22 protein-coding genes are annotated in these 17,943 nt (G+C 66.5%); 18 read left to right on the forward strand and 4 right to left on the reverse strand.

The window, feature by feature from the left end:
• The first annotated feature begins 10 nt into the window (after positions 1-10).
• From nagB to JOF48_RS13595, 3 genes are all read left to right on the forward strand, one after another.
• Complete coding sequence (gene nagB / locus JOF48_RS13585; RefSeq protein WP_209681511.1) at positions 11-793, forward strand: glucosamine-6-phosphate deaminase; 783 nt, start codon at positions 11-13, stop codon at positions 791-793.
• Positions 794-1,045: 252 nt separating this feature from the next.
• On the forward strand, positions 1,046-1,372 hold the full coding sequence (locus JOF48_RS13590; RefSeq protein WP_209681513.1) for a DUF3039 domain-containing protein: 327 nt from the start codon (positions 1,046-1,048) through the stop codon (positions 1,370-1,372).
• Between the two features lie 105 nt (positions 1,373-1,477).
• Positions 1,478-3,244: a DEAD/DEAH box helicase gene (locus tag JOF48_RS13595; protein WP_209681515.1), complete on the forward strand. Its 1,767-nt coding sequence runs from the start codon at positions 1,478-1,480 to the stop codon at positions 3,242-3,244.
• A gap of 159 nt (positions 3,245-3,403) precedes the next feature.
• On the opposite strand, the gene JOF48_RS13600 is transcribed toward JOF48_RS13595, so the two are convergent.
• Both JOF48_RS13600 and JOF48_RS13605 read right to left on the reverse strand, forming a co-directional pair.
• Entirely contained in the window at positions 3,404-4,021 is a 618-nt protein-coding gene (locus JOF48_RS13600) for an isochorismatase family protein (RefSeq protein WP_209681517.1), read from the reverse strand.
• 9 nt (positions 4,022-4,030) lie between these two features.
• Complete coding sequence (locus JOF48_RS13605) at positions 4,031-5,338, reverse strand: nicotinate phosphoribosyltransferase (RefSeq protein ID WP_245346961.1); 1,308 nt, start codon at positions 5,336-5,338, stop codon at positions 4,031-4,033.
• Between the two features lie 76 nt (positions 5,339-5,414).
• On the opposite strand from JOF48_RS13605, the gene clpS reads away from it, so the two are divergent.
• The 7 genes from clpS (at position 5,415) to rdgB (ending at position 10,335) form a co-directional block, all read left to right on the forward strand.
• Positions 5,415-5,720 (forward strand): ATP-dependent Clp protease adapter ClpS, encoded by a 306-nt coding sequence (gene clpS / locus JOF48_RS13610; protein ID WP_209681520.1) that lies wholly within the window; start codon positions 5,415-5,417, stop codon positions 5,718-5,720.
• Positions 5,713-6,279 (forward strand): DUF2017 domain-containing protein, encoded by a 567-nt coding sequence (locus JOF48_RS13615; RefSeq protein WP_209681521.1) that lies wholly within the window; start codon positions 5,713-5,715, stop codon positions 6,277-6,279. The genes clpS and JOF48_RS13615 overlap by 8 nt, the downstream gene beginning before the upstream one ends.
• A gap of 84 nt (positions 6,280-6,363) precedes the next feature.
• On the forward strand, positions 6,364-7,392 hold the full coding sequence (gene murI, locus JOF48_RS13620; protein WP_209684553.1) for a glutamate racemase: 1,029 nt from the start codon (positions 6,364-6,366) through the stop codon (positions 7,390-7,392).
• Positions 7,389-8,186 (forward strand): MBL fold metallo-hydrolase, encoded by a 798-nt coding sequence (locus JOF48_RS13625; RefSeq protein WP_209681523.1) that lies wholly within the window; start codon positions 7,389-7,391, stop codon positions 8,184-8,186. Before murI ends, JOF48_RS13625 begins: the two co-directional genes overlap by 4 nt.
• A gap of 42 nt (positions 8,187-8,228) precedes the next feature.
• Positions 8,229-8,777 (forward strand): hypothetical protein, encoded by a 549-nt coding sequence (locus tag JOF48_RS13630; protein ID WP_209681525.1) that lies wholly within the window; start codon positions 8,229-8,231, stop codon positions 8,775-8,777.
• Positions 8,778-8,971: 194 nt separating this feature from the next.
• Positions 8,972-9,712 carry a ribonuclease PH gene (gene rph, locus JOF48_RS13635; protein ID WP_281067980.1) on the forward strand — a complete coding sequence of 247 codons (741 nt, stop codon included), beginning with the start codon at positions 8,972-8,974 and terminating at the stop codon, positions 9,710-9,712.
• The gene (gene rdgB / locus JOF48_RS13640; RefSeq protein ID WP_209681528.1) at positions 9,712-10,335 is read left to right on the forward strand and encodes an RdgB/HAM1 family non-canonical purine NTP pyrophosphatase; all 624 of its coding nucleotides are present in this window, start codon (positions 9,712-9,714) and stop codon (positions 10,333-10,335) included. The genes rph and rdgB overlap by 1 nt, the downstream gene beginning before the upstream one ends.
• A gap of 185 nt (positions 10,336-10,520) precedes the next feature.
• Here rdgB and JOF48_RS13645 read toward each other — a convergent pair whose 3' ends face one another.
• Positions 10,521-11,225: a DedA family protein gene (locus JOF48_RS13645; RefSeq protein WP_425353720.1), complete on the reverse strand. Its 705-nt coding sequence runs from the start codon at positions 11,223-11,225 to the stop codon at positions 10,521-10,523.
• A 223-nt stretch (positions 11,226-11,448) separates the two neighbouring features.
• On the opposite strand from JOF48_RS13645, the gene JOF48_RS13650 reads away from it, so the two are divergent.
• The 6 genes from JOF48_RS13650 to JOF48_RS13675 all read left to right on the forward strand — a co-directional run bounded on the left by JOF48_RS13650 (position 11,449) and on the right by JOF48_RS13675 (position 15,851).
• Positions 11,449-11,808 carry a GntR family transcriptional regulator gene (locus JOF48_RS13650; RefSeq protein WP_209681531.1) on the forward strand — a complete coding sequence of 120 codons (360 nt, stop codon included), beginning with the start codon at positions 11,449-11,451 and terminating at the stop codon, positions 11,806-11,808.
• Positions 11,805-12,773, forward strand: a complete 969-nt coding sequence (locus JOF48_RS13655) for an ATP-binding cassette domain-containing protein (protein WP_209681533.1) — start codon at positions 11,805-11,807, stop codon at positions 12,771-12,773. Before JOF48_RS13650 ends, JOF48_RS13655 begins: the two co-directional genes overlap by 4 nt.
• On the forward strand, positions 12,770-13,525 hold the full coding sequence (locus JOF48_RS13660) for a hypothetical protein (protein WP_342591247.1): 756 nt from the start codon (positions 12,770-12,772) through the stop codon (positions 13,523-13,525). The genes JOF48_RS13655 and JOF48_RS13660 overlap by 4 nt, the downstream gene beginning before the upstream one ends.
• Positions 13,526-13,716: 191 nt before the next feature.
• Entirely contained in the window at positions 13,717-14,715 is a 999-nt protein-coding gene (locus JOF48_RS13665; protein ID WP_209681534.1) for a 3'-5' exonuclease, read from the forward strand.
• Between the two features lie 72 nt (positions 14,716-14,787).
• Entirely contained in the window at positions 14,788-15,195 is a 408-nt protein-coding gene (locus tag JOF48_RS13670; protein WP_245346543.1) for an MmcQ/YjbR family DNA-binding protein, read from the forward strand.
• Positions 15,196-15,269: 74 nt separating this feature from the next.
• Positions 15,270-15,851 carry a DUF4395 domain-containing protein gene (locus tag JOF48_RS13675; RefSeq protein ID WP_209681536.1) on the forward strand — a complete coding sequence of 194 codons (582 nt, stop codon included), beginning with the start codon at positions 15,270-15,272 and terminating at the stop codon, positions 15,849-15,851.
• A 68-nt stretch (positions 15,852-15,919) separates the two neighbouring features.
• On the opposite strand, the gene JOF48_RS13680 is transcribed toward JOF48_RS13675, so the two are convergent.
• Positions 15,920-17,014 (reverse strand): ADP-ribosylglycohydrolase family protein, encoded by a 1,095-nt coding sequence (locus JOF48_RS13680; protein ID WP_209681538.1) that lies wholly within the window; start codon positions 17,012-17,014, stop codon positions 15,920-15,922.
• 134 nt (positions 17,015-17,148) lie between these two features.
• Here JOF48_RS13680 and JOF48_RS13685 point away from each other — a divergent pair, with 134 nt between their 5' ends.
• Positions 17,149-17,520, forward strand: coding sequence for a YidH family protein (locus JOF48_RS13685; RefSeq protein ID WP_245346544.1), 372 nt, complete (start codon positions 17,149-17,151; stop codon positions 17,518-17,520).
• 1 nt (position 17,521) lies between these two features.
• Positions 17,522-17,908, forward strand: coding sequence for a DUF202 domain-containing protein (locus JOF48_RS13690; protein ID WP_209681540.1), 387 nt, complete (start codon positions 17,522-17,524; stop codon positions 17,906-17,908).
• The last annotated feature ends 35 nt before the right edge of the window (positions 17,909-17,943 follow it).

The raw sequence follows: 17,943 nt of genomic DNA on the forward strand, positions 1-17,943 counted from the left end.
AGCGTGTTTCATGGAGGTCATCATCCTCCCGAGCAGCAAGGAAATTGGGGCGCTTGCCGCCGACTCGATCGAGGCACTGGTGCGCAACAAGCCCAACGCCGTGATCGGGCTGGCAACAGGGTCCTCGCCGCTGCCCATTTATGACGAACTCGCCCGCCGCCACACGGAGGAAGGCTTGAGCTTTGCCCAGGCCAGCGGCTTCGCCCTTGACGAGTACGTGGGACTGCCCGAGGGGCACTACGAGTCCTACCGGGAGGTCATCCGCCGCGAGTTCACCAACCGCGTGGACGTGGCTGCGGAGAACGTCCATGGACCCAACGGCTCCAGCCAGGACGTCGAGGCGGCGTGCCAGGCCTACGAGGATGCCATCAAGGCTGCCGGCGGCATAGACCTGCAGATCCTGGGCGTTGGCACCAACGGCCACATCGGCTTCAACGAGCCCGGCTCCTCGCTGGCCTCGCGCACCCGCATCAAGACGCTGGCCGAGCAGACGCGCCAGGACAACGCGCGGTTCTTCGACAGCATCGCGCAGGTGCCGCACCACGTGGTGACTCAGGGCCTGGGCACCATCATGGATGCCCGCCACCTGGTCCTCGTGGCCTTCGGTGCCGGCAAGGCCGACGCCGTCCGCGACTTCGTTGAGGGTCCGGTCTCGGCTTCCTGCCCGGCATCCATCCTGCAGTTCCACCCCCGCGCCACCGTCATCATTGACGAGGCTGCCGCGTCCAAGCTGGCCGGTGCGGCAACGTACCGCCACGCCTACGACAACAAGCCCGCCTGGCAGGGCGTCTAGCCGCATCGGCGGTTGGGCGCGCCCACCGCCGCGAGGCTCCCGCTTTGAGCCGGCAAGCAGTGGGAGCCGCCGTCGTGCTTTAAGCCGGCAAACCCGCCGGGCCGGGGGAGATGCGGGCCAACCGCGTCCCCGCACTGTTGAGATGCGGGATGACGGCGGATGTGCGGTGTTGGTCACGTCGATATCCCAGATCTCGCCGGGAAGGGGCGTTGCCTCGGTGAGTCGCGGACGTGAAGACGCTAGACTGGACGCATGAGTTTGCCTCCAGATCCCTTTGAGAATGATCCGCTGCACGGCCCCGGCCAGACCGGCGGCTCCACCGCCGTGATCGAGCGCCAGGAACTGCGGCAGGAAGTCGAGCCTGGCGACAGCGAGAGGTTCTCGCACTATGTCCGCAAGGAAAAGATCATGGAATCGGCCATGACCGGCGAGCCCGTGGTGGCCCTGTGCGGCAAGGTTTGGACGCCGGGGCGCGACCCCCAGAAGTTCCCCGTCTGCCCGGAATGCAAGGAAGTCTACGACGGCTTGCGGCCCGAGGGCGGCGGCAAGGGCAAGGGCCCGAAGAAGCCCAAGAAGTAGCCCGGGCCTGTAAACAATGATTCAAACGGCGGACCGCCGTTGCTTGGCCGTGCCCGGAATTGGGTGCGGATGCTGGAAAGACGTGACTAGGATGGCGGTAATTTCGTGACGGAGACTTTGTTTGGTGGCCCGTCGCTGCCGCCGGCATACCCTGAACGGGCGGCCTGGGGCACCGCACAAAAGCTGCGGGCATGGCAGTCCGAAGCCATGGAAAAGTACTTCACCGACAGCCCCAGGGATTTCCTTGCCGTGGCAACGCCCGGTGCAGGCAAGACCACATTCGCCCTGCACATCGCCACGCAGCTGATCAGCCGCGGCATGATCAACCGGGTCACGATTGTCACCCCCACCGACCACCTCAAGCGCCAGTGGGCGGACGCTGCGGCGAGGGTGGGCATTGCGATCGACCCCAACTTCAAGAACGCGGACGGCAGGCACGGCAAGGGCTTCATCGGTGTGGCAGTGACCTACGCGCAGGTCGCCAGCAAGCCCATGCTGCACCGGGCAAAGACCGAGGCCGCCAAGACCTTGGTCATCATGGATGAGATCCACCACGGCGGCGACGCCCTGTCCTGGGGCGACGGCATCCGCGAGGCGTTCGACCCGGCCTCCCGCCGGCTCGCCCTGACGGGAACGCCGTTCCGTTCCGACACGGCGCCGATCCCGTTTGTGGAATATGTGGAGGACGGGGACGGCATCCGCCGTTCCAGGGCCGACTACACCTACGGCTACGGCGAGGCACTCAAGGACCATGTGGTCCGCCCCGTCATGTTCATGGCGTACTCCGGCCAGATGCGCTGGCGGACCAGTGCCGGCGAGGAAATGGCTGCAAGCCTCGGCGAGGCCACCACTAAGGACATCACCTCGCAGGCCTGGCGGACGGCACTGAACCCCGACGGTGAGTGGATCCCGGCGGTGCTGGCCGGCGCCGACAAACGCCTTACCGAGGTGCGCCGGGCCGTGCCCGACGCCGGTGCCCTGGTCATAGCGACCGACCACGAAGATGCGCGTGCATATGCGGCGCAGCTGAAAAAGATCACTGGCGAGTCACCCACCGTGATCCTGTCCGACGATGCCAAGGCCTCCGACAAAATTGACGAGTTCTCCGCCGGTGACAAGCGCTGGATGGTGGCCGTGCGCATGGTGTCCGAAGGGGTTGACGTGCCGCGCCTGGCCGTTGGCGTCTACGCAACGTCCACGGCAACCCCGCTGTTCTTCGCCCAGGCCGTGGGGCGCTTTGTGCGCGCCCGCAAGAGGGGGGAGACGGCGTCGATCTTCCTGCCCTCCGTCCCAAACCTGATGGAACTGGCCAACCAGCTGGAACTGGAGCGCGACCACGCGCTGGACCGCCCCGACAAGGACCCGGACGGCTTCATGGAGGAAGACGCCGAGATGGAGGAGGCCAACCGCGAGGAAAAGGCCTCCGACACGCTGGAGAAGTTCAAGTTTGAGGCCCTGGAGTCTCAGGCCTCCTTTGACCGTGTCCTGTTCGACGGCGGCGAATTCGGCACCGGCGGCGCGATCGGCAGTGACGATGAAATGGACTTCCTGGGCATCCCCGGACTTCTTGATGCGGACCAGATGGGCGTGCTGCTGCGCCAGCGCCAGGCCGACCAGCAGACCCGCAAGCGGAAGAAGGCACCCGCCGAACCCGATGCGCCGCCGCTGGTGGACCACCGAATGCTCATGGACCTGCGCGGGGAGCTGGCCAAGAATGTTTCCGCCTGGAGCGCCCGCTCCGGCATGCCCCACGGCATGGTGCACTCTGAACTGCGGCGGATGTGTGGCGGCCCGGCCGTGGCCCAGGCCAACGAAGAACAGCTGCAGACCCGCCTGAAGAAGCTCCAGGACTGGTTCATCGGCCGCAAGTAGCGTCCGCCGCCGGACCGGACGAGGGCCGGCATTTTTTTCGGGGTCCTGCACGTGGGCGATGACGTGGCAAGCTGGCGACCGTAGGGGAAATTTCACCCACAGTCGCCAGCTTGCCACGTCATCGGTGCCCTGCTTCGAGGGGCACCGGCCCATTCCCTGCTATTTGACCTCTACGCCGGCGTCTTCGAGCTCCTCGAGGGCCTCTTCGCTGGCATCCTCGTCCACGCCCACCACGTAGTCACGCAGCACAGTCGTGTCATAACCGGCGTTGATGGCGTCAAGGGCGGTGGCGCGCACGCAGTGGTCGGTGGCGATGCCCACAATGACCACCTCGTCGACGTCGTTCTCCCGCAGCCAGTCATCCAGCGTCGTTGGATCCGCGGACTCATCCTGGGCAGCTTCGTGGGCTTCACGTTCGCCCACGGCGACCTCGTCCTCTGGTGCCAGCAGGCCGTCAAAGCCGGAGTAAGCGGCGTCAAAACGCCCCTTGCGGAAGTATGCGTCGATGTCCTCGGTGTCCAGGTTGCGGTGCAGCGCGGCGCCCTTGGAACCGGCCACGCAGTGGACCGGCCAGCTGGTGCGGAAGTCCGGGGTGTCCGAGAAGTGGGATCCCGGATCCACGTGCCAGTCCTGTGTGGCAACCACGAAGTCCAGGTCATGGCTGCTTTCGAGCAGCTCGCTGATTTCGCTGGCAAGGTCGGCGCCCCCTTCGACGGCAAGCGAGCCTCCTTCGCAGAAATCATTCTGGACATCAACAATGATCAGTGCCTTGGCCATGGGTGCTCCTTAGTGCCTTGCTGCTGCGGTGTCTTGTTCGTATTCAGTGGGGATGACGGCGTCGCCGCGCTGCAGTCGCCGTGCGGCCCCGGGCATCTCTGCCATGGACGCGGCGTGGCGGGCTGCGGCACGGACCACGCCTGCAGACCCCGTCCAGCCGGGCAGCAGCTGGCCGCCGGAGACAAACTGCGCCAGCAGCTCGCGGTCGTTGCCGTCACCGGCCGGGCGGTGCCCGATCCCCACAACTTCGGCTGTGGCGGTGCCGGAATCATTTAGGCGGCGCAGGGCGTACTTGCGACCGCCAACGCTGGCCTTGTTCTTCGCAGCCTTGGCCACGGAGACAAACTCGCCATCGTCGCCCTCGCGGGCCACCAGCTTGTACACCATGGAAGCGGTGGGGGCACCGGACCCGGTCACCAGCGAGGTGCCTACGCCGTAGGAGTCCACCGGTGCGGCGGCCAGGGCGGCAATGGCAAACTCGTCCAGGTCGGACGTGACGGTGATGCGGGTGCTGGTGTTGCCCAGCGAATCCAGCAGCGCCCGCACGTCCCTCGCCTGTGCGAGCAGGTCCCCGGAATCCAGCCGGACGCCGCCCAAGGCGGGCCCTGCAATGGCGACGGCCTTGCGGACGGCGGCTTCGACGTCGTACGTGTCAACCAAAAGCGTGGTTCCGGCGCCCATGGAACCGAGCTGGGCACGGAAGGCGTCCTCCTCGGTGTCGTGCAGGAGGGTGAAGGAGTGGGCGGCGGTGCCCTGGGTCAGGACTCCGTAACGGATGCCGCATTCAAGGTTCGAGGTGCTGTGGAAGCCGGCGATGACGGCGGCGCGGGATGCGGCCACGGCGGATTCCTCATGCGTGCGCCGCGAACCCATCTCGATGACGGGGCGGCTGCCGGCAGCACCGATCATGCGCGAGGCCGCGGAGGCGATCGCGGAATCGTGGTTGAGCACCGAGAGCACGTACGTTTCCAGGATGCAGGCCTCGGCAAACGTGGATTCAATGGTCAAAATCGGTGAATTGGGGAAATAAAGTTCGCCCTCTGCATAACCGTAGACGTCGCCGGAGAACTTGAAATCCGCCAGCCAGGCAAGGGTTTCGTCATTCACCACGTTGTTTTGGGCCAGGAAATTCAGCTCGTCCGGGCCAAAACGGAAGTGCTCCAGCCCCTCCAGCAGCCGGCCCGTTCCGCCCACAACCCCGTAGCGGCGGCCGTCAGGCAGGCGCCGGGCGAAGGCCTCGAACACGCTTCGGCGGTGCGCGGCGCCGGAGTGCAGGGCGGCCTGGAGCATGGTCAGCTCATAGTGGTCCGTGAACAGTGAGGTGCGGGGGTGGCCCCAGCTTGTTGGCGTAGTCACGGAATTCACTTTAGCGGCGCGACACTAGAATGGGTACATGAGTGTCAGCACAGCCCCGGAAGTTGACCGGGAAGTTTCCGCCAGCGAACTCATCTCCCCAGACATTCCTTGGGAATTAATCGTGTGGAACGACCCGGTTAATTTGATGAGCTACGTCAGTTTCGTGTTCCAAAGCTACTTCGGCTATTCGGAGGCAAAGGCGGCAAAGCTAATGATGCAGGTCCACACGGAGGGCAAGTCCGCCGTGGCGCACGGCTCCAAGGAAAAGATGGAAGCCCACGCCGTGGCCATGCACGGATTCGGGCTGTGGGCCACCGTGGCGAAGGGCGGCGACCGTGGCTAGGGCCTTTTCCGCCGGCCGCAAGGGCATCACCGGCCACCTGGAACCCGCCGAGCGCGACCTCCTCCGCAAGCTCTTCGCCGACATTATCACCATGCTCGAGCCTTCCACCGCAGCCTCCGAGGACCCCCTCGCCGCGCTGATCGGCCTCGACATGGATGTGAGAGTTCCCACAGACCCGGCCCTGTTGCGGCTTTTGCCGGACGCGGTGAGGGACGACGCCGACTCCGCCCTTGAGTTCCGCCAGCTCACCGAACGCTCGTTGAGGGAAGGCAAGATTGGCGCGCTTCGGGCGGCCTCGCTGGGGCTGGAAACGGACAAGATAGTGCTGGACAACGAAGGCGCCACCCTGTGGGCGAAAGCCCTCAACGACGTCCGTCTGGTGCTCGCCGAACGCCTGGACATCCGGGACGAGGAAGACGCCGAACGGGTTCACGAGGTGCAGGACTGGGGTGAGGCGGACGACGTCGAAAGTTACCTTTCACTGGTGTACAACTTTGTCTCCTGGCTCCAGGAAAGCCTGGTCCAGGCCATGCTGGTTTCGCTTCAGCGCGCAAAGTAGCAGGTGCGGGGGAATCGCAATGTCACCTCTTTTCGCCGCAAAAGCACTAGTGTTGAAACGATCATGACCAGAGAACCTGCACCCATGCCAAAATCGCCGGACCGGACGGACGCCGCCGCGCCGGAACCGCTGAACCCCGTGGCGGACCGGCCCATTGGAATCTTTGATTCCGGCGTGGGCGGGCTGACTGTGGCGCGCGCCGTCATTGACCAGCTGCCCAACGAGTCGATCCTGTATGTGGGGGACACCGCCAACGGGCCGTACGGTCCGCTCCCCATCGCGGAGGTGCGCGCCAACGCGCTGGGTGTCATGGACGAGCTGGTCAACTCCGGTGTGAAGCTCCTGGTGATCGCCTGCAATTCGGCCTCCGCCGCCGTGCTGCGCGACGCACGCGAACGGTACACGGCGCGTTTTGGGATTCCCGTCATCGAGGTCATCCAGCCGGCCGTGCGCCGGGCCGTTGCCGCCACCCGCACCGGCAATGTGGGGGTGATCGGCACCGTGGCCACCGTTGGCTCCCGCGCCTACGAGGACACCTTCGCCGCCGCGCCCAACCTGTCCATCACGTCCGCCGCCTGCCCGGACTTTGTCCGTTTTGTGGAATCCGGGATCACGGCCGGGCCGGAGCTGCTGTCCACGGCGCAGGAATACCTGGCCCCGCTCAAGGCCGCCAACGTGGACACGCTGGTGCTGGGCTGCACGCACTACCCCCTGCTGACCGGCGTCATCTCCTACGTCATGGGCGATTCTGTCACACTCGTGTCCAGCGCCGAGGAGACCGCCAAGGACGTCTACAGGGCTCTCGTCTCCCACGATCTTGAGCGCGTGTCCACCGCCGCGCCCACGCATGAATTCCTGTCCACCGGCGACGCCGCCAGCTTCGGCCACCTCGCCCGGCGGTTCCTGGGCCCGGAGGTCCGCGGCGTGTCGCAGGTGACGCATGTTGCGGCACACTATCCCACCGGATCCCTGGCGCGCATCACCGAGGACATGCTGGCAGCGGCGCGTGAGGCTGCACCGGGGCCGGCGGCCTCGAGGGTGTCAAATTTTGTTTTGTCTGGTTCCGCGGGCAGGCTGGCTGCTCCCGGATGGGGAGCGGGAGAGACAGCATGAAGTTGACCATAGTGGGCTGCAGCGGGTCCTTTCCCGGGCCATCTTCGCCCGCGTCCTGCTACCTTCTTACCGCGCACGACGGCGTGCGGCCCTGGCGGGTGCTCCTGGACCTCGGCAGCGGGGCGCTGGGTTCTGTGCAAAAGTACATGGACCTTGAGGACATTGACGCCATCTTCCTCAGCCACCTGCATCCCGACCACTGCATGGACCTGTGCGGGCTGCACGTGGCGGTCCGGTGGAGCCCGTACGGCTGGAACCGTGACCGGATTCCCGTGTGGGGCCCTGCGGAGACCGCCGACCGGCTGGCCACCGCCTATGGGCTGGACCTGGACCCGGGCATGCGCGAGGAATTCGACTTCATCAACTGGCAGGAACGCGAGCCTGTCACCGTGGGGCCGTTCAAGGTCACGCCCTACTCCGTCAACCACCCCACGCCCGAGGCCTATGCGCTTCGCGTGGAAGTCACCGAGTATGACGGCACCGGCATGGACCGCACGGCTGTGCTGGCATACTCCGGGGACACCGACGCCTGCCAGGGACTGGAGGACGCGGCGGAAAATGCCGACTTCTTCCTGTGCGAGGCCGCCTTTGAAGAGGGGCGGGACGACCACATCAAGGACGTCCACCTCACCGGCAAGCGGGCCGGCGAGGCTGCGGCGCGTGCCAACGTCAAGCGGCTGCTGCTGACGCACATCCCCGTCTGGACCGACACCAACAAAGTGGTGGAAGAGGCCCGCGGGGTGTTTGACCGCGATGTCGCCGCCGCCGTCGCGGGTGTCCACTACACGATCTAGAGCCTGCCCAGCCGCGGCACCCCGACACGAAGGATTTCCGCCATGGACAACAACCCTCCCAGCTACAGCCCTGCACCCGGACCCGAATCCGGGCAGCCCGCCGGCACGAAGTCCCCGGAGGCGCCGCAGCAGATCGGCTGGGCGGCCAAGCTGCTGCTGGCCGCGGCGGTGCTGCAGTTTGCGGCCACCATCTTCAGTGTCCTCAACATTGCCTCGGCCGGATACCGCGCCCAGGTGCGTGCGGAAATTGCCACACTGGGCCTGGGCGGCGACATCGAGTCGCTCATCGACGGGTCCATCGTGTTCGCCACCATCACCGCGATCGCCCTGGGCATCATCTCGATCCTGCTCTACATCCTCATCGCGCGGTACATCACGCTCGGGGCGACGTGGGCGCGCCTCGTTGCCGGCATCCTGGCCATCATGTCCCTGTACCAGCTCACCGTGCTGGTCATGCCCGGGGGAATCGCCACCGTCCTGCAGGTGCTGCTGGGCATCGCCGCCGTGGTGCTGTGCTATATCAAGCCCGGATCCACCTACTTCCGGGAAATGCAGATCCACAAGCTGCGGCTCAAGGGCAAGACCAACTGACCGCAGCCTCGCCCGGTAGCGCCTCCCGGCCTCCCCGGACTCGCTCCGCTCGCCCGTGGCCCCTCGCCCGGTAGCGCCTCCCGGCCTCCCCGGACTCGCTCCGCTCGCCCGTGGCCCCTCGCCCGGTAGCGCCTCCCGGCCTCCCCGGACTCGCTCCGCTCGCCCGTGGCCCCTCGCCCGGTAGGCTTGACCCCATGACTTCCAACGAAACACTGCGCGCCGACGGCCGCTCCAACGACCAGCTCCGCGACATCACCATCACCCGCGGCTGGTCCAAGCAGGCCGAGGGCTCGGCCCTGATCGAATTCGGCAACACCCGCGTGCTGTGCACCGCGTCCCTCACCCCCGGCGTGCCGCGCTGGCTCAAGGGCGAGGGCACCGGCTGGGTCACGGCCGAGTACGCCATGCTGCCGCGCGCAACCAACACCCGCAACTCCCGCGAATCCGTCAAGGGCAAGATCGGCGGCCGCACCCACGAGATCTCCCGCCTGATTGGCCGCTCGCTGCGCTCCATCATCGACACCAAGGCCCTCGGCGAGAACACGATCGTCCTGGACTGCGACGTCCTGCAGGCCGACGGCGGCACCCGCACCGCCGCGATCACCGGCGCCTACGTGGCCCTGGCCGACGCCATTGCGTACGCCAAGGAAAACAAGCTCATCGCCAAGAACGCCCAGCCGCTCATCGACACAGTCTCGGCCATCTCGGTGGGCATCATCGACGGCGTCCCCATGCTGGATCTGCCCTACGTTGAGGACGTCCGCGCCGAGACCGACATGAACGTTGTGGTCACCGGCTCCGGCAAGTTCGTCGAGGTCCAGGGCACCGCCGAGGGTGCGCCGTTCGACCGCGACGAGCTCAACCGCCTCCTGGACCTGGCACTGATCGGCACCACCCAGCTCGCCGAAATCCAGCGCGAAACCCTCGCCGGCTGATGGCAGCGCCCAAACTGGTTCTCGCCACCCACAACCAGGGCAAGCTGAGGGAGCTGCGCGAGCTGTTGCGCGGCCAGGTGCCGGGCCTGGACGTGGATGTTGACGTGCTCGACGCCGGAGCGATCCAGGCGCCCGATGTCGCCGAAACAGGGGTCACCTTTGCGGAAAACGCGCGGCTGAAGGCCCACGCCGTGGCCCAGTTCAGCGGCGCCCTGGCCATCGCCGACGACTCCGGCCTGGCCGTTGACGTCCTGGGGGGAGCGCCGGGCATCTTCTCAGCCCGCTGGGCCGGCGCCCACGGCGATGATGAAGCGAACCTGAACCTGCTGCTGGCCCAGCTCTCCGACATTTCTGAGGAGCACCGAGGGGCACGCTTCGTCTGTGCGGCAGCACTGGCCAGCCCCGACGGCTCGCTGGACGTTGTGGAGGAAGGGGCCCTTGAGGGGACGCTTCTGCACGAGCCCCGCGGCGAGGGCGGCTTCGGCTACGACCCAATCCTGCAGCCGGCCGGCATGGACCGATCCTGCGCGGAACTTTCCAGTGCAGAAAAGAACGCCATCAGCCACCGCGGGAATGCCTTCCGCGCCCTGCTGCCGCACATCATCAAGGCACTCGCCAGCTAACCCCCGGTCTATGACGCAGTAGATGTCGTGGATTGCGCTTTCCACGGCCATTTTGGTGCATCTAGTGCGTCACAGGCCGCAGGAGGGGTTGCGCGGGGCAGGAAAAACAAAGGCGACCCCCGGCACAGTGCCGGGGTCGCCGTCGTACTTAATGGCCGTGCCCAAAACACGGGCGCAGGGGAAGCCTAGGCCTCCTGCGCCTTCTTCTTCCGGCTGGAGCTGATGGCCTTCAGCAGCTCGATGCCGATCGGGATGACGGAGACGGCTACGATGCCGATGAAGATGACGTCGAGGTTGTCGCGCACCCAGGGGACCTTGTTGCCCAGGACGTAGCCGAGGTAGGTGACGCCGCCGGCCCAGGCCACCGCGCCGATGGCGTTGAAGAGCAGGAACTTGCGCATGTCCATCTTTGCCACGCCGACGATGACGGGGACGAAGGTGCGCACAATGGGGACGAAGCGGGCCAGGATCAGGGCCTTGCCGCCGTGCTTTTCAAAGAAGGCGTGGGCCGAGTCGACGTGCTGCTTCTTGAAGAGCTTGGAATCGGGCTTGTTGAAGATGGCGGGGCCGGCCTTGTAGCCGATGTAGTAGCCCAGCTGGTTGCCGACGAAGGCGCAGACGATGAGCAGCGCCATGAGCACCCAGATGTTCACGGGCATGGTGCCGGTGCTGACCAGGAGGCCGGCTGTGAAGAGCAGGGAGTCCCCGGGCAGGAAGAAGCCGACGAGCAGGCCGGTTTCGGCGAAGATGATGGCGCAGGCGATGACAACCACCCAGGCGCCGATGGCTTCGTTGCCCAGAATTACCATGGGGTCCAGCCAGTCGGGAAGGAAGCCGAGGGACGGGACGGCGCCGCGGCCCATGAGCGCGGGCAGGGCGGATTGGCTCAAAGCAGTAAGTATCACGCTACAAGATTACGGTACTTCCCTGAACGCAGCCTCCACCCGCAGGAGGATCTTGGCGGCCAAAAAAAGGGGACCAGGGGGTTGACAGCCCGTCTCCAGGTTGTATGGTTAGTTACATGAGTAATGAACCGATGAGGCGTCGAGGGTTGGACGGGGGCTGCTGCCGGTGATTGACGACAGCAGGCCGATCTTTGTGCAGATCGCGGAAATGATCGAGAACGACATTGTCGACGGCGTCCTCGCCGAAGAGGCGCAGGTGCCGTCCACAAACGAGTTCGCCGCGTTCCACAGGATCAACCCGGCCACCGCCGCCAAGGGCGTCAACCGGCTCGTTGATGACGGAATCCTTTACAAGAAACGGGGAATTGGCATGTTTGTTGCCACCGGAGCCCGGGCGGTCCTTGTGGGTCGCCGCCGGGAGGAATTTTACGAGCAGTACCTGGCGCCGCTTGCCCGCGAGGCCCGGAAGCTGGGGATCGACGGCGCACAGCTGTCGGACATGCTGGCACGGGAGGCTGCTTCCGCCGTCGCCGGCGCCACAACGAGAGCGAAGGAGGGTGCATTGTGAACACGGCCGTAGTGGATGTGGAACACCTGAGCCGCCATTACCGCAGCGTCACGGCGCTGGAGGACATCACGCTGAGCCTGCAAGAGGACAAGATTTACGGCCTGCTGGGCCGCAACGGCGCGGGCAAGACCACGCTGATGTCCATCCTGACGGCGCAGGGATTTGCCAGCTCGGGGGAGGTTCGCGTGTTTGGCGAGCACCCCTATGAAAACGAGCGGGTCCTGAGCAGGATCTGCTTCATCAGGGAGTCGCAGAAGTATCCTGACGACTTCAAGCCCGTCCACGCCTTCAAGGCCGCAGCCCTGTTCTACAAGAATTGGGACCAGGGGTTGGCGGAGCAGTTGGCGGAGGAATTCCAGCTGCCCATGAAACGGCGGATCAAGAAGCTCTCCCGCGGACAGCTCTCGGCGGTCGGGGTCATCATCGGCCTGGCCTCCCGCGCCGAGCTGACGTTCTTCGACGAACCCTACCTGGGCCTGGACGCCGTGGCGCGGCAGCTGTTTTATGACCGCCTGCTGGCCGACTACGCCGAATTCCCGCGCACCATCGTGCTGTCCTCGCACCTGATCGACGAGGTCGCGAACCTGCTGGAACACGTCATCATCATCGACAAGGGCCGCATCATCATCGACGACGACGCCGAGAACATCCGCGGTTCCGCCGTCAACGTCGCCGGCACCGCCGCCCGCGTTGAGGCGTTCACGGCCGGCCGCCCCGTCCTGCACCGCGAGGGCGTCGGCGCCCTGGTCTCGCACACGGTCGAGGGCACGCTTAGTGCGGCGGAGCGCCGCGAGGCGCAGGAGCTGGGACTGGAACTGGGTCCGGTTTCCCTGCAGCAATATGTCATCAGGAAGACGCTCGACGCCGGATCCTCCTGGGGAGCCGAACCGGCGGCCGATGATGCGGCCGGGCTGGGCAACGGCGCATCGGCAAGCAAGCATGCCCGGACAGGAGCAACACGATGAGCACCACAATTGACCCGCCAATGAACACCGCACCGTATGCGGGGCTGCCCCGCGGCACCGGCCACCGTGCCTGGGCGGTTGCCCGGATGCAACTGATCAACAAGTGGACATTCCTGGGCATACCGGCCGTCATCCTGGTGGCGTCCTTCGCCTTGACCTTGGCGATCTGGGCGATGATCCCGGACTCGGCAACGGGACCCAAATATTCCGGCGCCGGCCAGGCCATCATGTGGTATTTCTTCGCCCTCGGCCTCCAGTCGCTGACATTGACGTTCCCGTTTTCGCAGGGGCTGAGCGTCACCCGCCGGAACTTTTTCATTGGCACAGTGGGCCTGTTCATGCTGGTGGCGGCGGCCGTCTCCGGGCTGTACGTCTTCCTGGGATGGGTTGAAACGGCTACCCACGGTTGGGGCCTGAATGGCCAGATGTTTGCCCTGCAATGGATTGCCGACCGGCACTGGTTCATCCAATTGTTCTTCTACTTTGTGGTGATGATGTTCCTGTTCCTCCTTGGGTTCTGGGGTGCAACCGTCTACAAGCGCTGGCAGGCAACGGGATTGTTGGCCGCCGGCATCGCCCTCGGGGTCTTGGCCGTGGCGGGCATCGGGCTGGCCACCTGGCAGGGCTGGTGGTCGTCCGTGGGGGCGTGGATCGTCTCGCTGACGCCGCTGTCAATCGGGTTGGTGGTGCTGGGGCTGTGCGCGTTGCTGGGAGTCGGGGCGTACCTGACCCTGCGCCGGGCCACGCCGTAGGCCGGCTCCGCCTTCGCCGCCCATATTGACCCGTGCCGCTGAAATGTCGCCGGCACGGGTCAATATGGGCGGCATTTGTTAATTGCACCGGCAATATGGGCGGCGTGGGCCAACGCGGGCAGCATCCACGGCATATGTGAGATGCCGCTCGGAAGGAACGGCCTGTCGGTGCCCGGGGGTAGCCTTGGGGGGTGGCTTTGGACTTTACTGCAATCGATTTTGAAACCGCCAACGGATTTAGGGGATCGCCCTGCTCCGTGGGCCTGACAAAGGTCCGCGGCGGGGTGATTGTTGAGGAAGGCTACTGGCTCATGCGCCCGCCGGAGGGGCACGACCACTTCGACTCGCGCAACATCACCATCCACGGGATCACCCCGGACGACGTCGCCGCGGCCCCGCGCTTCCGCGACGTCTTCCCGGAAGTGGACGCCTTTATCGGCGCGGATCCGCTGGTGGCGCACAACGCGGCCTTCGACCTGGGCGTGATCCGTTCCGCCGCGGAGGTCTCCGGCATCCCGGCACCCGCCTATGACTACGCCTGCACCGTGGTGCTCTCTCGCAAGAATTATTCGCTGCCGTCCTATTCCCTGCCGTTCGTGGCCGAGGCTGCCGGCGTGCCGCTGCGCAACCACCACGACGCCACCGAGGATGCCCGCGCTTGCGCCGGCATCATGGTGGACATAGCTGGCAAGCACGGTGCGGAGTCGGTCCGCGGCGTCTTTGAGTCCATGAAACTGGCCATGCCGCACGCCGGCGCCTGGAACCCCGCCACGGACGGGCTGTCCAAGGCCACCCGGTCCGCCCTCGAAAAGTTGGCCGAGATGAAGGCCGGGACAGCCGGTGGAACAGCCCGCCGCGGAGGCGGCAGCTGGTCCACCGAGGGCCCCAACCCGGAGCCCAACCTGCACGCCGACATCGCCCACCCGCTCTTCGGCCAGACGGTGGTCTTCACGGGCGACCTCGGCCTGGGCCGACCCGAGGCCAAGCTCCGGGCAGCCGCACACGGTGCACGGTGCGCAAGCTCCGTCACGCTCAAGACCACGGTCCTGGTGGTGGGCAGCGGGTTCACGGCCTCTGACCTGCGGAGCGGGCGGCTGACATCCAAGGCCAAGCGCGTGCTGGACCTCCAGCGCCGCGGCCAGGGCATCGAGGTGCTCTCCGAGGGCGAGTTCATGCAGATGGTGGGCTAGTAAAACCAGCCCGACGGCGCCCGGCCCCACCAACCCGTGACGCTGCGGCCGGTCCGCGCTACGCTTTCTGGCATGGCCCACCCCCGGATGTACGACGACGCTGACCCCCTCCTGGTGCGCCTGCGCACACTGTGCCTGGCCTTCCCCGAGGCCGTGGAAAAGGAAACCTTCGGACGGCCCACGTTCCGCTGCGGGAAGATCTTTGCCTACTTCGGACAGGGACAGAAGGACCATCCCCGCGAGGCCTCGGTCCAGGTTCTGCCCGAGGCGGACGAGCGGGAGGCGCTGCTGGCGGATCCGCGCTTCTATGTTCCGTCCTACATCGGCGCGTATGGCTGGGTGGGACTTGACCTCAGCGACGGCGACCCGGACTGGCAGGAAATAGCCGAGCTGCTGGACAGCTCCTACCGGCACATTGCCCCTGCCCGGTGCCTGGCCCGGCTGGAGCAGGAAGGCTCCCCGGCGGACTCGAAACCATGACCACAGGCCGCCAGTTTCGTCATGCGGCGCAACAATTCTGGGGAACAGTCGCCCGGCGGTCCTACTGTTGGCCTATGAGCCAGTTTGCAGACATCCCCGCCGCCACCGAATTCATCCAGGCGCCCGGCACACCGGGTGCGCCCGGCGGGTCGCTCACCCCTGCGGCCGACAGCTCACTCAAGCGCTTCTTCTCGTTCCCGAACCCGGTCAATGAATATGCCGCCCGCAGCACGGCCGGCATCGTGGTGGTCCTGGCGCTCGTGGCCGTACTCGCCCAGTGGGAATGGCTGGTGGGCGTGATCGCTGCCGGCTTCATTCTTCGACTGGCCTTCGGCCCCCGCATTTCACCGGCGGCTCTGCTCTCCGTCAAGGTCCTCGCCCCGCGCTTTGGCGAACCCCGCCTCGTGCCCGGCCCGCCCAAGCGTTTTGCCCAGGGCATCGGTGCGCTGCTCTCACTCGCGGCGTTCGCACTCCTTCTGTCCGGTGCGGCACTGCCCGGCTGGACGCTCATCGCCTTCCTGATTGTCGCGGCGTCGCTCGAGGCATTTGTGGGCCTGTGCCTGGGCTGCAAGATCTTCGGTTTCCTGGCGCGCCGCGGACTGATCCCGGAGGGCATTTGCGAGGAATGCGCCAACATCGGTCTCCGCAAGCCATAGCTCCCGCCGGGGAAAATCTGGATTTGGGGCTGCAGGTCCGCCGCAACCGCGCCGTCCGTGTGCCCCGGCTATGCCCCGGTGGTCAGCCGGATGAACTCATTGCCCAGGTGCTGGATCACGGACGGTGCCTCACACAATGTCAACCACGACGGCGGCAGGGCGGCTTCCCCGTGCAGCGCGCCCAGGATGTTCCCGGCAATCGCAGCCGTGGAGTCGCTGTCGCCGCTGTGGTTGGCTGCCAGCCGGATCGCCGCCAGGAAATGGTCGACCGCCGAAACAGCCGCCCGCTCCGTCACCAGCACGGAATAGAGAGCAACCGCCAGGGCCTCCTCGGCAACCCAGCCCAGCCCCAGCGCGTCGGTGAGGGCATCGCCGGACAGGGGTTCGCCGTCGTGCGCGGAGAGGGAGAGTGCCGCGTCCAGGCGCGCCAACAGCTCCGGATCAGCGGAAGGCTCGACGGCGGCCCGCGCCTGGGCGGATTCCGCCGCCTCGCGCAGTGTCCGGCCCTCCGTGACGAGCTCGTGGATCAGCCAGCTGAACGCGCCGGAGGACTGCCGGGCGGCGGGGTGCCCGTGGGTGAGCGAGGCGGCGTCGGCGCTGATTTTGTAGACGGTTTCCGCGTCAATGTTGGGCAGGAAGCCGTAGGGGGCCGAGCGCATGACGGTGCCGCAGCCCTTGGAATCGGGGTTGACGGGGCGGGCGGGGGTGCCCATCTCGCCGGTGGACAGGCCCGTGATGCAGGCGTTGCCGGGGTGGCGCTGGTGGTGGAGGACGCTTTGCGCATCGATCCAGCGCGGGGACTGCTCGGGCGCGTGGCCGGGGGCCTCAATGCCCTGCGTTTTGAGCCAGCGAAGGTAGGCAAGCCACTGGCAGGCGTTGATGTCGGCGCTGATGCCGTCGTTGGCCCATTCGAGGACGTCGAGCAGGCCGTCGAGGGTGTAGAGGGTCATCTGGGTGTCGTCGGAGAAGTGCGGCGGGGTGCCTGACTGCGAGAGGTCAACCAGTCCCGCGGGGCCGTATTTTGCGGTGATCTCGGCGAGCGAATCAAATTCCACGAGGTAGCCAAGGGCATCGCCCAGGGCCCCGCCCATGAGCGAGCCCCGGACGCGGCTGGCGAATACGGCGGAGTCTGCGGGGGCTGGGGTCTGCGCGGGAGAAGTCATGCCTCCAATTTACCGTTCCCGGGCGGCGTGTGGGTCAGCGGGGTGAGGTTCACAGCGTGTTCCCCGGCAAGCCGCAGCCCCGCGGCCCGGCCGGCGTTGCCCAGTAGACTCGTGGGTGACCATAACATCCTGCAATGACGAGGAGACGCATGCGCGAGCCCGCCTGGCGACGGACCGGCAAGACACCCGACTACCGTTTTTCACTGGCCAATGAGCGGACCTTCCTGGCCTGGGTGCGCACGGCGCTGGCACTACTGGCGGGCGCCGTCGCGATTGACCAGCTGGCGCCGGAAATTGCCCCGCCGCTGGTCCGCATCATCCTGTGCATGGTCCTGGCGGGAATCGGCGCCGTGCTGGCGATCGTCAGTTACCGGCGCTGGGCGCACCAGGAACAGGCCATGCGCAACGACGCCGAGCTGCCGCACTCGTGGCTGATGCTGGGCATGACGGTCGTCGTCTCACTCGCCGCCATCATCTTCGCCGTGCTGATCCTGGTGGCTCCGTAGCGTGGCGCCGAGCGAGCGGCCGGCCCGGGACCCCGGCCTGCAGCCGGAGCGCACGGCCCTGTCGTGGCGCCGGACCATCATGAGCGCCATCGCCGCCGACATCCTCATCTGGCGCGGCTGGTTCCAGGCCCTCACCGGGGCCGGCGGCGGGGCTGCGGACAACACCGCCCAGGTGGTCGGCATGGGGGTGTGCGCCTCCGTGGCGGCCCTGACCACGATCATCCTGGTCCTGTGCGCCGTGGCCCGGATCAAGGTGCTGCACTCCGGCACGGCGGCCCTGGAATCGGAGGCCCGCATTGCGGCTCCGGCTCTTACGTTGCGTACAGCTTCGGCCGCTATAGTTGCTCTGGCTGCCGCCACCGTGAGTGCCATCGCCCTGGGAATGTAACCCTTCCCGGCGGTCAAACGGCCCGCCGCGGGCGC

This window comes from Arthrobacter stackebrandtii (assembly GCF_017876675.1).
Taxonomy (GTDB): Bacteria; Actinomycetota; Actinomycetes; order Actinomycetales; family Micrococcaceae; genus Specibacter; species Specibacter stackebrandtii.